This window comes from Nocardioides marinus (genome assembly GCF_013408145.1).
Classification (GTDB): domain Bacteria; phylum Actinomycetota; class Actinomycetes; order Propionibacteriales; family Nocardioidaceae; genus Nocardioides; species Nocardioides marinus.
Window position 1 is genome coordinate 2,862,002 of the sequence record NZ_JACBZI010000001.1, and the last position, 14,156, is coordinate 2,876,157.

Consider the following 14,156-nt stretch of genomic DNA (forward strand, 5'->3'; position numbering starts at 1 on the left):
TGATGTACTCATGGCACGCATCCTGATCGCCGAGGACGACGAAGACCTCCGCCTCCTGCTCCGACTTGTCGTCCAACGAGCCGGCCACGAGGTCGAGGGGGTCGGTGACGGCGTCGCCGCACTGCGCGCCATCACCCGTGGTGGCTACGACCTGGTCGTCCTCGACAACATGATGCCCGGCATGACCGGGCTCGAGGTCCTTCGCGCCTGCCAGGACGTCACCGGCGCCACCCGCCCGGTGATGCTGATGCTCTCCGCGCTGGCCACGCGTCAGGACATCCGCAACGGCTACGTCGCCGGCGCCGACGACTTCCTGGCCAAGCCGTTCTCCCGCGAGGAGCTCGTGGAGCGCATCCACCTGCTGCTCGACGAGCGTGCGATGCAGTTCGCCATGAGCCCTCCCGGCTCCGCCGGCGGCGTCGCCTGAGCCTCTCCCCCCGCTCCATCCCACCCCCGGAACCACCCCTCGCCCCGTCCCCCCGGGAACGTCTCCCCTCGCGTCAGCGCCGGCCCTGGGCGCTGGCCCCTACCTGGCACCTAGGCTGAGCCCATGGGCCAGGGCCACTCGCACGCGCCGCCGGACTCGCGTCGGCGACTGGCCGCCGTGCTCGCCCTCACCGTCGCCGTGCTCGTCGTCGAGGTGGTGGGCGCGTGGGTCAGCGGCAGCCTGGCGCTGCTCGCGGACGCGGCGCACATGCTCACCGACGTCGCGGGCCTGTCCATGGCCCTGGTCGTGGCGGCGATCTCCCGTCGCCCGCCGACCGACACCCACACCTGGGGCATGCGCCGTGCCGAGGTCCTCGGCGCGGCTGCCCAGGCAGGCCTGCTGCTCGCGGTGGGCGGTTTCGTGCTCGTGGAGTCCGTGCGTCGCCTCGACGAGCCCCCTGAGGTCACCGGCACCGCGATGCTCGTCTTCGGTGTCGTGGGCCTGGTCGGCAACCTGGTCGGGATGTCGGTGCTCGCCGCGGGCGGGCGCGAGCACCACGACCTGAACATGCGGGCGGCCTACCTCGAGGTCCTCGCCGACGCCCTCGGCTCGGTGGCGGTGATCGTGGCCGCCGTCCTCGTCGCCACCGCCGGCTGGAGCCGCGCGGACCCGATCGCCTCGCTGCTCATCGTGGCGCTGATCGTCCCGCGGACGCTCCACCTGCTCCGGGAGACCACCCACGTCCTGCTCGAGGCCACGCCGCGCGGCCTGGACCTGCCCGACGTGCGGGCGCGACTGCTCGCCCACCCCCACGTGCGGGCGGTGCACGACCTGCACGTCTCCTCGGTCGCCACCGGCCTGCCGACCCTCACCGCCCACCTGGTGGTCGACGACTCCTGCTTCCACGACGGCCATCTCGCGACCATGCTCGACGATCTCCAGGGGGCGTTGGACAGCGACTTCGACGTCGCCCACTCCACGCTGCAGTTCGAGCGCAGCACCCATGCCGCGCACGAGCACGACACCCACCCCTGACCCGCTCCTGGCCGTCCCCGCCCGATCGGTCCGGTCACCGAGCGACCTCACTGGGGCGTGCGTCACGTCCGGGCGACTGGATCGTTGACCTTGCGTAAAGTGAGAACACGTTCTAGTTCTGGTCGAGCCGCCGGCCAGTGCGAGCCCCGGAGGACGCACCCGATGTACGACTTCGCCCACGACGCAGACCCGCAGGCCGCGGGCTACGGCGCCCCTCCCCTGCTGCTGACCGCGGCCGAGGCGCTGCGCTTCCCGGTCGAGCTGACCACCTCCCTGGTCAGCGACCTTGTCCTCCCCCCTCGTCGCAGCGTGGACGCCCAGCAGCGCCCCGTGCTCGTGCTCCCCGGCTTCATGGCCGACGACCCGCTCACCGCGCGCCTGCGCGGTCACCTGCGCCGCCAGGGGTACGCCGCGCACGGCTGGGGCCTCGGGCGCAACGTGGGCCTCACCGACACCATCGTCGACGGGTTGCTCGAGCGCTTCGACGAGGTCGCGGCGACCGCGCCGGGCACCCCGGTCTCCCTCGTGGGCTGGAGCTTCGGTGGCCTGCTGGCCCGCTGGACCGCCCACCGCCGTCCCGGGCAGGTGCGTCAGGTGGTGTGCCTGGGCTCGCCGTGGCGGGCCGAGGGTGAGCGCACCCGCGCCACCGGGATGTTCGAGAGGGCAGCGGCCAAGCACGGTCTCTCCGAGCGTGCGCGCGACATCATCGACGAGCTGCGCCGACCCCTCGACGTGCCGCTGACGGCCATCTGGTCGCGCACCGACGGCATCGCGCACTGGCGCGGCTGCCGGGTGGGGGACGCCGTGGACGCCCCCGCGCCCGTCGAGGACGTCGACGTGCCCAGCAGCCACGTCGGCCTGGTCTCCAACCCGCTGGCGCTGGCCGTCCTCGACGACCGGCTGGCCCAGGACCCCGCCGACTGGCGGCCCTTCTCGTGGCGGGCCGCGCTGGCCCGCCGGGCGCGGGTGGCCGCATGAGCGCCCCGGTGACCCGTCGTGACGTGGAGCTGCGCGACCCGGCGTACGTCGCGAGGCTGCTGCCGCTCCTGAAGCTGGCGATGAAGGGGTGGTTCCGCTCCTCGGTGACCGGCATGGAGAAGGTGCCCGACGGCGGCGCGCTGATGGTCTCCAACCACTCCGGTGGCCTGCTGGCGATGGACGTGCCGATCCTGGCGGTCGCGTTCGCCGACGAGTTCGGCGTCGAGCGGCCGCTGCACGTGCTGGCGCACGACATGCTCTTCACCGGCGCCGCCGACCCGTTCTTCAAGCGCTGCGGCTTCCTGCCCGCCGACCGCGAGCACGCGCACGCCGTGCTGAGCGCCGGATCGGTGACGATGGTCTTCCCCGGCGGCGACTACGACACCTTCCGACCCACGCGGGTCGCCAACCGCATCGACTTCGCCGGCCGCACCGGCTACGTCCGCACCGCCCTGCGTGCGGGGGTGCCGATCGTGCCGGTCGTGAGCATCGGCGGCCAGGAGGCGCAGTACTTCCTGACCCGCGGAGAGATCATCGGCCGCGCACTGCACCTGGAGAAGCTGTTGCGCAGCAGGTACTTCCCGATCTCCTTCGGCTTCCCCTTCGGCCTGGTCGGCGCCTTCCCGCCGAACCTGCCGCTGCCCACCAAGATCACCACCCGCGTGCTCGACCCGATCGACCCGGTGGCGGCGCTCGGCCCGGACCCCGACCCCGCGGAGGTCGACGAGCTGGTGCGCGGCCGGATGCAGGACGCGCTGGACGAGCTGGCCCGCGAGCGACGCTTCCCGGTGCTCGGCTGATGGCGGCCGTGGTGGCGCGGGTGCGCGACGCGCTGTGGATGGTCCGCGTGCTGCAGCGCGCCGGGATGGTCCCGCTGGTGCGGCCCGACCGCTACCTGCGGATGATCGCCGTCGTACGCCGGGGGGTGACCGCCACGACGGGCATCGCCCTGGCCGCGGCGCGGGCCCCGCGACGCACGGCGCTGGTCGACGAGCGGGGCGCGCTCACGTGGGCCGAGCTCGACGCCGGCTGCGACGCCTTCGCGGTCGGGCTGCTGACGCTGACCGGCGGCGAGCCGCGCACGGTCGCGGTGCTGGCCCGCAACCACCGTGGCTTCGTGCACGGGCTGGCCGGCGCCACCCGCGCCGGCTCGGACGTGCTGCTGCTCAACACCGCCTTCTCCGGCCCGCAGCTGCGTGACGTGCTGGTGCGCGAGCAGGCCGCGATGGTCGTCTACGACCAGGAGTTCCAGGGCGTCGTGGACGTGGCGACCGAGGGGCTGGACGTGGCCGAGGTCGTGGCCTGGGTCGACGACGACGCAGCACTGGCCGGGCGCACCACGGTGGACACCCTCGTGGCGCAGCACGCCGGCGAGCGCCCCGGCCGCGCCGCGCGTAGGGGCTCGGTCATCCTGCTGACCTCCGGCACCACCGGCACCCCCAAGGGCGCCCGGCGCGGGGCCGACGGCGGGGCCGCGGCGCTGGCCGCGATGTTCGACCGGATCCCCTGGCGGGCCGAGGAGAGCGTCGTGGTCGCGGCGCCGATGTTCCACGCGTGGGGCTTCGGACAGCTCGCCGTGGCGGCCGCCACGACCTGCACGGTCGTGACCCGACGACGCTTCGACCCCGAGGCGACCCTCGCGCTGGTCGAGGAGCACGCCGCGACGGGCCTCGCCGTCGTACCCGTGATGCTCGAGCGGATCATCGACCTGCCCGACGAGGTGCTGGAGCGCTATCCCTGCCGCTCCCTGCGCTTCGCCACCGCCAGCGGGTCGCGGATGCGCCCCGACGCCGTCCTCGCCTTCATGGACCGCTTCGGCGACGTCATCTGCAACAGCTACAACGCCACCGAGGCGGGCCTGATCTCCACCGCCACGCCGGCCGACCTGCGCGTCGCCCCCGACACCGCCGGGCGCCCCGTGCGCGGCACCACCGTGCGGCTGCTCGACGACGACCTGCGCGAGGTGCCGACCGGTGAGGTCGGACGCATCTGCGTGCTCTCCGGCTCGCAGTTCTCCGGCTACACCTCCGGGGCGACCAAGGACTTCCACGGCGACTACATGGTCTCCGGCGACGTCGGCCGCTTCGACGCCGACGGCCGGCTCTTCGTGGTCGGCCGCGACGACGACATGATCGTCTCGGGCGGGGAGAACGTGTACCCGTTGGAGGTCGAGAAGACCCTGGACGCCCACCCCGAGGTGCACGAGAGCGCGGTCGTCGGGGTCGAGGACGAGGCGTTCGGGCAGCGGCTGGCGGCGTACGTCGTGCTGCGGCCGGGCGCGGGGGTCGACGTCGACGGGCTCAAGGCGCACGTGAAGGCGCAGCTGGCCGGCTACAAGGTGCCCCGGGACGTGGTGCTGCTCGACGAGCTGCCGCGCAACGCGACCGGCAAGGTGATGAAACGCCTGCTTCCGTCCACCGCGGGCGGCCCCGGTCTGGCAGGCTCCTGACCGTGGTCGAGCGGATGACCGGCATCGACGCGGGGTTCCTCTACATGGAGACCCCGTCGACCCACATGCACACGCTCAAGATCGCGGTGCTCGACCCGCCCGGCGGGGCGATCGACCTCGACGCCCTGAGCCGCTGGCTGGTGCTCCGGTTGGACGCGATGCCGGCGCTGCGCCGCCGGGTCCAGCCGATCCCGTGGGCGCTGCACCACCCGGTGTGGGTCTCCGACCGGCCGGTCGACCCGCGCCAGCACTGCTTCCACCACCGCCTGCGCGACCCCGGCACCATGCACGAGCTGCACCAGGTCATCGGCCGCATCGCCAGCACCCCGCTGCACCGCGACGTGCCCCTGTGGGAGCTGCACCTCGTGGAGGGGCTCGAGGGCGGCCGAGTGGCGGTGGTCGTGAAGATCCACCACGCCCTCGCCGACGGGGTCGCCGCCAACGCGATGCTCGGCAACGTCGCCGACCAGAACCCGCTCGGCGCACCGCAGCCCTCGCCGCAGGTGGTCGACGACCACACGCCGCCGCCGCGCGAGCTGGCCTGGCTCGGGATCCGCGACGGGGTGGCCCGGGCGGTGCAGCTGCCGGGGCTGCTGGCGCGCACCGTCGCGGCGTTGGTCCGTCTGGTACGCCGGGAGCGACCCGACGACACCGACGTACCCCGCCCCGTGCTGGACACCCCCGCCACGCCGTTCAACTCCGCGCTGACGCCGCGGCGCTCCTTCTCGACCCTGTCCCTGCCGCTGGCGGAGCTGAAGGCGGTCAAGTCCGCGCACGGGGTGACGCTCAACGACGTCGTGCTGTGCGTGGTCGGGGGTGCGCTGCGCCGCTACCTGCTCACACGCGACGCGCTGCCGGAGCGCACCCTCACCTGTGCCGTGCCGGTCTCGACCGAGCCCACGGGCCAGGCGCCCCGGCTGCGCGGCAACCTGGTGTCGAACTTCTTCACCGTGCTGGGCACCGACCAGGCCGACCCGGTGGCGCGGCTGCACCGCGTGCACCGCACCACCGTCGAGGCCAAGCAGGTCCAGCAGACCCTCGGCGCGGAGATGCTGCGGGCGTGGCTGGAGTTCTCCCCGCCCGGCCCCGCCGCGGTCGTGATGCGGCTCTACTCCTGGCTGCGCGCCGCGCGGTGGCACCCCTCCCCGGTCAACGTCGTGGTCTCCAACGTCCCCGGTCCCCGGGCCCCGGTCACCATCGACGGCACCCCCATGACCGACATCTTCAGCGTCGGGCCGATCCTCGAGGGGATCGGGCTCAACGTGACGGTCTGGTCCTACGTCGACCGGATGAACTTCACCCTGCTGGCCTGTCCCGACCTGCTGCCCGACCTCGACGAGCTGACCGCCGAGCTCCGCCCGGCGCTCGACGAGCTGCTGGCGACCATCCGTGAGGAGACCCCGCGATGACCCACCCCCTCTTCCACCGACCCTTCACCCGTGCGGTGAAGGTCGGCGGCGACGCCACCTGGGCGGTCACCCGCCTGGCCGTCCGCTCGGGCCTGGCGGTCCCGAGGCTCGCGGCGGGGGCCCTGGGTCGCCGGCTGATGCCCGAGCCGCCCACCGGGACGGTCCCGGCCGGCCGCACCGTGCGGCTGGCCGGCCGCGGCAGCACCTTCGTCGTCGACGTCCCCGGGCCCACGCCCGACGCACCGGTCGTCGTCCTGCTGCACGGGCTGGCCTGCACGGCGTACCTCAACTGGTTCCCGGTCCTGGGTGCCCTCGGCGACCGCTACCGGGTCGTGGCCTTCGACCAGCGCTGGCACGGGCGCGGCATCGTCTCCGAGCGGTTCCGCATCGAGGACTGCGCCGACGACGCGGTGGCCGTGCTCGACGCCCTGGGCATCGACCGGGCCGTGTTCGCCGGCTACTCCCTGGGCGGTTTCGTCGCGCAGGAGACCTGGCACCGCCACCCCGAACGGGTCGCCGGGCTGGTGCTGGCCTCCACCGCGCGCAACGGCCAGGGGACGGTGCACGAGCGACTGTTCTTCCCCGTGCTGGCCGCCACGATGAACCCGGTGTCCCGCCACGCCGCGGCCCGCGTCGAACAGCTCGCCCAGAGCCTGCCGCTCACCCCCGACGTGCACCTGACGGACCTGACCAGCTGGGGGCTCGCGCAGGTGCGTAGCACCTCGGGCTGGGCCTACCCCGAGGTGGTCAACGCGGTCGGGCACTTCGACTCCGCGCCGTGGATCGGCGAGGTCGACGTCCCCACGGCCGTCGTGGTGACCGAGAAGGACCACGCGATCCCCACCCGCCGCCAGCACAAGCTCGCGGCCGCGGTCCCGGGCGCCCGGGTCTTCTCCGCCCCCGGCGGCCACGCCTCCGTCGTCCTGGACGCCGCCCGCTGGCTACCGGTCTTCCACGACGCCCTCGACGACGTGTGGGCGCGGGCCGGCGCCGACGTGGCGACCAGCACTCCTCGGCTCCGGGACGTGTCCGCGGGCTGAGTCCTGGGTATACGGCTGGTCGGAGAGGGGAGTCCACATGCACGAGACACACCGCCTGGCCCACGAGCCCGCGAGCGTCGCGGTCGCCCGGCACGGGCTGCGCGACCTGCTCGAGCGCGAGGGCGTCGGCGACTCGGTCGTCTACGACGCGACACTCGTGCTCAGCGAGCTGGTCTCCAACGCCGTGCGCCACGGGCGTCCCACTCCCACGGGGCACGTCGAGGTCTCCTGGTCGCTGGAGCCCGAGCGCCTCGTCCTCGAGGTCTGCGACGGCGGCCGCACCGGCACCGTGGAGCCCGTCGAGGCCGACGCCGACTCCGACCACGGCCGGGGCCTGATGATCGTCAGCGAGGTCTGCGAGCACTGGCACGTCGACCGACGCGACCGGCGTACCCACGTCGTCGCCGAGCTCGCCCTCGCCATGGCCTGACGGGCCCGCCCGCGGCTGCGGGTCTGCTGAAGGTTCGACTGATGTCAGTCAGACCTTTCGGATGGCGGTCGACGGTTCGACCGCGCAGCGCAAGGTCTGACTGATGTCAGTCCCACCTTTCAGATGGCGGTCGAAGGTTCGACCGCGCAGCGCAAGGTCTGACTGATGTCAGTCCCACCTTTCAGATGGCGGTCGAGGGTTCGACCGCGCAGCGCAAGGTCTGACTGATGTCAGTCCCACCTTCCCCGGGACCGACGCGCGCGATCACAGCGCTGCGGTGAGCACCGTCTGCCCGGACTCGTCGGTGACGACGACGCGGGTGGCGGCGTCGCGCAGCAGGGCCGACTGCAGGTTGCAGGTCATCTCCCGGGCGCCGGTGCCGAGGAACTCCCCCGCCGGTGTCTGCTCACCGTCGGGGCCGACGAAGACCGCGCGGTAGACCGCACCCTCCTCGAAGCCCGCTCCCCGGAAGCGCAGCTCGACACCCCAGCTGTGCGGCACCAGGCCGGCCTCGGCGACGGTGACCTCCGGGTCGCCCACGACCTCCAGCGACACCGCCTCGTAGGGCACCGCGGGCGGCTCCGGCACCGAGGCGCGCCCGAGCAGCACGCCCCCGGTGCCGACCAGGACGGTGACCATGGCCGCGGCCGAGATCCCCTGGACCCACCGGGTACGCCGCTGCAGCCGGCTGTCGCGATGCCGGGCGAGCACGTCGCGCTCCTGGAGCCTGCGCTCGGCGGCGACGGCGTCGCGCACCTCGCGTCCCAGCCCCGGGGGCGGGGAGGCCGGTGACGCCAGGCGGGTCGGGTCGACGTCGGCGAGGGCCCCACGCAGCGGGACGAGCTCCTCCAGCTCGGTCCGGCATGCCGGGCAGCCGTCCAGGTGTGCCCGCAGCACCGTCTCGTCGGTCGGGTCGAGGGGGTGCCCGAGGGCGTGCACCCCCAGGAGCTCACGCAGACGCTGGTGCGCGTCGTCGGGTCCGGTCATCGGTCGACCCCCATCTCGTCCATCGCGGTCCGCAGCGCCTTCAGCCCGTAGAACACCCGGCTGCGCAGCGTCCCGACCGGGACCCCCAGCTCGGCGGCGACCTCGTCGTGGGGTCGTTCGCGCAGGTGGGTCTCGACGATGGCCACGCGGTGGTGCTCGGAGATGCGACGCAACGCCTCCTCCACCACCCATGCTCCCACCAGTCGCTCGGTGGGGTCGGGCACCGTCTCCCCCGCGACCTGCGCCGTCGGCGGGTCGACCAGCCGGCTCTGCCACGGCCGGACCGAGGCCGCGCGGGCGTGGTCGATCATCGCGTGCCGGGCGATGCCGAAGAGCCAGCTGCGCAGCGACGACAGCGTGGGGTCGAAGAGGTCGGCCCGCCGCCACGCCTTGAGGAAGGTCTCCTGCGTGACGTCCTGCGCGGCTCCTGCGTCGTCGAGCCCGCGCAGCACGAAGCGGAAGATCTGCGGGCCGTAGAGCAGGTACGCCGCGTGCACCTCGTCCTCGTCGCGCAGACCGGCCGGTACCGGGGGCGCGGCCGGCCGGGTGGTCGTCGTGGCCGCGGGGGTCTCGGTCACCGGGGGTCCTCTCGCAGGGGGCTCTGCCCTGCCTTCGGAACCGCGCGTGGGACCGGATGGGTCGCTCACCCGGAAGGACCGGATCGGGACGGATCCCGATCGGCGATGAACGCGCACCGACCCGGCGCCGTACCCACTCACGAGGACCGTCCGCGTCCTCGCCCGTGGCCGGACCGCCCGGCCGCCGACTGAAGGGCCATCACGACATGACTGCTCCCTCCCGCAGGCGCTCCCGGGTCACCGGTGGCGCCGCAGCGGCCCTCCTGGCGTTCGGCGCCGGGACCGGGCTGACCCTCCCCGCCTCCGCTGCCGACCTCACCACGGTCGACGTCTCCACGGCCGACGCGGCCACCGGTGCCACCGCCGGGGCCACCGCGGCCCGCGCCGCTGCCCGCAAGGTCAAGGTCGACTCCGAGAGCGACCTGCGCGACGCCGTCGAGCAGGCCAACGCCTCGACGGGCCTGACCCGGATCAAGGTCCGTGACCACGTGCGGCTGCGCGGCGGCCAGCTCGACGTCACCGGCGACATCGTGATCAACGCCCGGGCCCACCGCATCGACGCCCGCGGCGCGAGCCGCGTCTTCGACGTCGCCGACGGCGGTCGTCTCGTGCTCAAGCAGGCCCGCCTGGTCAAGGGCGCGGCCCCGACCGGCGAGAACGGCGGCGCGATCCGCAGCGCCGGCGAGGTCGTGCTGCGCGGCACCACGATCCGCGCCTCGGTCGCCGAGGGCACCGGTGCCTCGGGCGGTGCCATCGCCAACGAGGCCGGCACCCTGCTGGTCTCCGGCTCGGTGCTGCGCGGCAACAGCGCGACCCGCGCCGGCGGCGCCATCGAGGCCGTCGAGGGCGAGACCACCCTCATCGAGACCCGCGTCATCGAGAACTCCACCGGCGCCGAGCCGGGCAACGGCGGCGGGCTCCACCTCACCGGCGCCGGCACGGTGTCGGTCCAGAGCAGCTGGGTCGCCGACAACACCGCCTCCGCCGAGGGCGGCGGGCTGTGGAACTCCGCCACCGGCACGTTCACCGTGGACCGCACCGTGCTGATGAACAACGTCGCCGAGGGCGTGGCGGCCGACCAGGGCGGGGGTGCGCTGTACAACGACGGCGGTGCGCTGACCGTGACCCGGTCCTCGCTCGAGGGCAACCGCGCCACCGGCACCGCCGGCTCCGGCGGTGGCATCCTCAACAACCTCGGCACGCTGAGCGTCGAGCGCTCGACGCTCTCGGGCAACACCGCCAACCGCGCCGGCGGCGGGATCGAGGCCAACGTCGGCACGACCACGCTGGACGGCGTCGAGCTCAGCGGCAACGACGCGGGCCAGGCTCCCGGCAACGGCGGCGGCCTGCACCTCACCGGCGCGGGCACCGTCGAGGTCCTCCAGAGCACCGTCACCGACAACACCGCCGTCGAGGGCGGCGGCCTGTGGAACTCCTCGGGCGGCACGCTGACCGTGCGCGGCTCCTCGCTGGCGGGCAACAGCGCCTCGGGTGCCGAGGCCGACCAGGGTGGCGGCGCGGTCTACTCCGACGGCGGCACCACCGAGGTCCTCGGCTCCGAGCTGGCCGACAACAGCGCCACGGGCGCGGCCGGTTCCGGCGGCGGCATCCTCACCAAGGGAGGCTCGCTCGTCGTACGCCGCAGCGTGCTCGACGGCAACGACGCCCAGCGCGCCGGCGGCGGCATCGAGGCCAACGCCGGCTCGACCGAGGTCTTCCGCACCGACCTGCTCGGCAACGACGCGGGGGCGGCGCCCGGCAACGGCGGCGGCCTGCACCTCACCGGTGCCGGCACCGTCGACGTCTCCCAGAGCACCGTGACCGGCAACACCGCGGTCGAGGGCGGCGGCCTGTGGAACTCCGCCGGAGGCACCTTCTCGATCACCGACACCGTGGTGGAGGACAACACCGCCACCGGTGACGACGCCACCCAGGGTGGTGGCGGCGTCTACAACGACGGCGTCATGACCATCTCCGGCTCGCGGATCGACGGCAACGCCGCGACCGGCGCCAGCGGCTCCGGCGGCGGCGTGCTGAACAACGGCGAGGGCACCAACCCGGCCATGCTGACCATCGACGCCACCTCCTTCGACGCGAACTCCTCCTCCCGCGCCGGTGGCGCCGTGGAGTCCAACGTCGGCACGCTGCTGGTCACCGACGTCGACATGACCGGCAACGGCACCGGTGCCGCCCCCGGCAACGGTGGAGGCCTGCACGTGACCGGCGCCGCCACCGTCACCTGGGACGGCGGGACCGTGACCGGCAACGACGCGGCCAAGGAGGGCGGCGGCCTGTGGAACTCCTCCACCGGCACCATCACCGCGACGAACCTGGTGGTCACCGGCAACACCGCCCCCACCGGGCCGAACGCCTTCAACACCCCGGGCGGGGTCTTCACGCTCAACGGCGCTCCCGTCACCGCCCAGTGACACCGCGGTACGGCGGCGCCCGGACCTGAGCCGGGGCCGCCGTACCCACCGCGGCACCCACCGCGGCACCCACCGCGGCCCCGGGACCGGTCTCAGGTCCCGGGGCCGACGTGCGTCCGGGGACCCTCTCGTGTGGCTCAGCACGGTCGATGGGCCGCGCTCAGCCACGCGAGCGCGACCCCTGCCCGACTCCGGTGTGACGAGGTCGGTGTGTGAAGCGGCCGGACCGCGGGTAGAGGCCTCAGGTCCCCCACGACACATCGACCGAGGAGTCCCCTGGTGAGCGCCACCCTGCGTGACCGCTACGTCCTCGAGGGCCTCCTGGGCTCCGGCGGCATGGCCGACGTGCACCGCGCCACCGACAGCACGCTGGAGCGCAGCGTCGCGGTCAAGGTGCTCCGCGACGTGGCGGGCGAGGAGTCCGCCCGGCACCGGTTCGTGGCCGAGGCGCGCACGCTGGCCCGGCTCTCGCACCGCAACCTCGTGACGGTCCTCGACGCCGGCATCGGCGAGGACGACGACCGTCCCTTCCTCGTCATGGAGCTGGTCGAGGGCCGCTCGCTCGACGACGCCCTGCGCTCCGGGCCGCTCCCAGCCGAGGACGCGGCCTCCGTCGGGGCCCAGCTCGCGGCAGGCCTGGCCTACGCCCACGAGCGCGGGGTCGTGCACCGTGACGTCAAGCCCGGCAACGTCCTGCTCAGCCACGACGGCCGGGTCAAGCTGGCCGACTTCGGCATCGCCCGGCTGCTCGGCGACACCGCACGGCACACCCGCACCGGCACCGCCATCGGCACCGCCGCCTACCTCGCCCCCGAGCAGGTCCGCGGCGAGGACGTCACCGGGGCCGCCGACACCTACTCCCTGGGCCTGGTCCTGCTGGAGTCGCTGACCGGCACCCGCGCCTTCCCCGGCAGTCCCACCGAGGCGGCACTGGCCCGCCTGCAGCGCGACCCCGACGTCCCCCAGACCCTCGGCGAGGGCTGGGTCACGCTGCTGACCGCCATGACCGCCTCCGACCCGGCCGCCCGCCCGGAGGCCGCCGAGGTCGCCCGGCTGCTCGCCGACGGCGCGCCCGACGCCGGCGCCACCCGCACCGCGCTCCTCACCGCGCCCGTGGCCACGGCGCCGCTGGCCGCCGCAGCCGCCCCCGCGGCCGCCGCTGCCGCGACTCCTGCCCGTGCCTCGGCTCCCGCCGGCAGCCGCGCCCCCACCGTCGACCGTGCGGGGGACGCCCTCGCCCGGACACCCGGCCGGGTGCTGGCCACCTGGCGCGGCCTGGAGCCGCACCAGCGCGGCGTCGCCGGTGCGGTCGCCGGGCTGGTCCTGCTGGTCGTGGTGGCCGGCCTCGCCGCCGGCGGCACCGCCCCCGAGCCCACGCCTACCGAGCCGGTCCAGCAGAGCACCACCCCCGCCGACGACCCCACCGACTCGGAGGGGTCACCGGGGGACGACCAGGACGACGAGACCAGCGAGGACCCGGGCGACTCGGACGACTCGGGCGACTCGGGCGACTCGGGCGACTCGGGCGACGACCTGCTCTCCCCCGTGGTCACCGACCCCAGCGTCCTCTCCCCCGGCAAGAGCAAGGGCAAGGGGAAGAGCAAGGACAAGTCCAAGGGCCGCGACAAGGACTGACCGACCACGGTCGCGGCTCAGGACCGCGGGCTACGGTGGTGACATGGCCACGATCGAGCTGACCACCGAGAACTTCGAGTCCCACGTGAAGGACGACGACATCCTGTTCGTCGACTTCTGGGCCAGCTGGTGCGGCCCGTGCCAGCAGTTCGCCCCGACGTACGAAGCTGCCAGCGAGTCCCACCCCGACGTCACGTTCGGGTCGGTGAACACCGAGGAGCAGCAGGAGCTCGCCTCGGCGGCTGGCATCTCCTCGATCCCGACACTGATGGCCTTCCGCGAGGGCATCCTGGTCTTCGCCCAGCCCGGTGCGCTGCCGCCGGCGGGCCTCGACCAGCTGATCGGCGCGGTCAAGGGGCTCGACATGAACGACGTGCGCGCCCAGGTCGCCGCCCAGGCCGAGCAGCCCGGTGACGCCCGGGGCTGAGCCCCCGGCCCACACCTGAGCGGGCTCAGCCGCGCCTGCGCGGACCGCGGTCCGGGCAGGTGCGGCCCCCGGCCGGTCAGTCGGTGGTGCGGGTGTCGGCGTCGGAGGGCTCGGACGACTCCGGCTGGTCGCCGAAGACACCGCGCTTGCGGGCGTCCTCGACCTTGCGCAGGTGACGCACCAGGCTCCAGCCGAGCAGACCGACGGCCACGAAGCCGGCGATGAAGATGACGAAGGCGATCGAGCCGGCCTTGACGTCCTCCGCCTCCGGGACCTCGTCGACGAGCCCGAGGACGAGGGGGAGGACCGAGTGGACGACGTCGAGCAACATG

Annotated in this window: 14 protein-coding genes; 11 read left to right on the plus strand and 3 right to left on the minus strand. The window is 74.1% G+C overall.

Features of this window, described 5'->3' with window-relative positions:
• Nucleotides 1-10 precede the first annotated feature (10 nt).
• The 8 genes from BKA05_RS13595 (at nt 11) to BKA05_RS13630 (ending at nt 7,768) form a co-directional block, all read left to right on the plus strand.
• Nucleotides 11-427, plus strand: coding sequence for a response regulator transcription factor (locus tag BKA05_RS13595; protein WP_179531905.1), 417 nt, complete (start codon nt 11-13; stop codon nt 425-427).
• 123 nt (nt 428-550) lie between these two features.
• Nucleotides 551-1,462 carry a cation diffusion facilitator family transporter gene (locus BKA05_RS13600; RefSeq protein ID WP_179531906.1) on the plus strand — a complete coding sequence of 304 codons (912 nt, stop codon included), beginning with the start codon at nt 551-553 and terminating at the stop codon, nt 1,460-1,462.
• A 162-nt stretch (nt 1,463-1,624) separates the two neighbouring features.
• Complete coding sequence (locus BKA05_RS13605) at nt 1,625-2,440, plus strand: alpha/beta fold hydrolase (protein ID WP_179531907.1); 816 nt, start codon at nt 1,625-1,627, stop codon at nt 2,438-2,440.
• Nucleotides 2,437-3,240 (plus strand): 1-acyl-sn-glycerol-3-phosphate acyltransferase, encoded by an 804-nt coding sequence (locus tag BKA05_RS13610; protein WP_179531908.1) that lies wholly within the window; start codon nt 2,437-2,439, stop codon nt 3,238-3,240. Before BKA05_RS13605 ends, BKA05_RS13610 begins: the two co-directional genes overlap by 4 nt.
• Nucleotides 3,240-4,889 carry an AMP-binding protein gene (locus tag BKA05_RS13615; RefSeq protein WP_179531909.1) on the plus strand — a complete coding sequence of 550 codons (1,650 nt, stop codon included), beginning with the start codon at nt 3,240-3,242 and terminating at the stop codon, nt 4,887-4,889. Before BKA05_RS13610 ends, BKA05_RS13615 begins: the two co-directional genes overlap by 1 nt.
• Before the next feature lie 2 nt (nt 4,890-4,891).
• On the plus strand, nt 4,892-6,298 hold the full coding sequence (locus BKA05_RS13620) for a wax ester/triacylglycerol synthase family O-acyltransferase (RefSeq protein ID WP_179531910.1): 1,407 nt from the start codon (nt 4,892-4,894) through the stop codon (nt 6,296-6,298).
• Nucleotides 6,295-7,338: an alpha/beta fold hydrolase gene (locus BKA05_RS13625; protein WP_218842414.1), complete on the plus strand. Its 1,044-nt coding sequence runs from the start codon at nt 6,295-6,297 to the stop codon at nt 7,336-7,338. The genes BKA05_RS13620 and BKA05_RS13625 overlap by 4 nt, the downstream gene beginning before the upstream one ends.
• 37 nt (nt 7,339-7,375) lie before the next feature.
• Nucleotides 7,376-7,768: an ATP-binding protein gene (locus BKA05_RS13630; RefSeq protein WP_179531911.1), complete on the plus strand. Its 393-nt coding sequence runs from the start codon at nt 7,376-7,378 to the stop codon at nt 7,766-7,768.
• Nucleotides 7,769-8,032: 264 nt separating this feature from the next.
• Here the strand turns inward: BKA05_RS13630 and BKA05_RS13635 are convergent, their stop codons facing one another.
• Together BKA05_RS13635 and BKA05_RS13640 are read right to left on the minus strand one after the other, a co-directional pair.
• Complete coding sequence (locus tag BKA05_RS13635; protein WP_179531912.1) at nt 8,033-8,755, minus strand: anti-sigma factor; 723 nt, start codon at nt 8,753-8,755, stop codon at nt 8,033-8,035.
• A complete protein-coding gene (locus BKA05_RS13640) occupies nt 8,752-9,333 on the minus strand; it encodes a sigma-70 family RNA polymerase sigma factor (protein WP_179531913.1) in 582 nt (193 codons plus the stop codon). Before BKA05_RS13640 ends, BKA05_RS13635 begins: the two co-directional genes overlap by 4 nt.
• 206 nt (nt 9,334-9,539) lie before the next feature.
• On the opposite strand from BKA05_RS13640, the gene BKA05_RS13645 reads away from it, so the two are divergent.
• The 3 genes from BKA05_RS13645 (at nt 9,540) to BKA05_RS13655 (ending at nt 13,824) form a co-directional block, all read left to right on the plus strand.
• Nucleotides 9,540-11,762 (plus strand): beta strand repeat-containing protein, encoded by a 2,223-nt coding sequence (locus BKA05_RS13645; protein WP_179531914.1) that lies wholly within the window; start codon nt 9,540-9,542, stop codon nt 11,760-11,762.
• 279 nt (nt 11,763-12,041) lie between these two features.
• On the plus strand, nt 12,042-13,397 hold the full coding sequence (locus tag BKA05_RS13650) for a protein kinase domain-containing protein (RefSeq protein WP_179531915.1): 1,356 nt from the start codon (nt 12,042-12,044) through the stop codon (nt 13,395-13,397).
• A gap of 43 nt (nt 13,398-13,440) precedes the next feature.
• Nucleotides 13,441-13,824 carry a thioredoxin family protein gene (locus tag BKA05_RS13655; protein ID WP_179531916.1) on the plus strand — a complete coding sequence of 128 codons (384 nt, stop codon included), beginning with the start codon at nt 13,441-13,443 and terminating at the stop codon, nt 13,822-13,824.
• 76 nt (nt 13,825-13,900) lie between these two features.
• Here BKA05_RS13655 and BKA05_RS13660 read toward each other — a convergent pair whose 3' ends face one another.
• Nucleotides 13,901-14,155: a hypothetical protein gene (locus tag BKA05_RS13660; protein ID WP_179531917.1), complete on the minus strand. Its 255-nt coding sequence runs from the start codon at nt 14,153-14,155 to the stop codon at nt 13,901-13,903.
• Between the last annotated feature and the right edge of the window lies 1 nt (nt 14,156).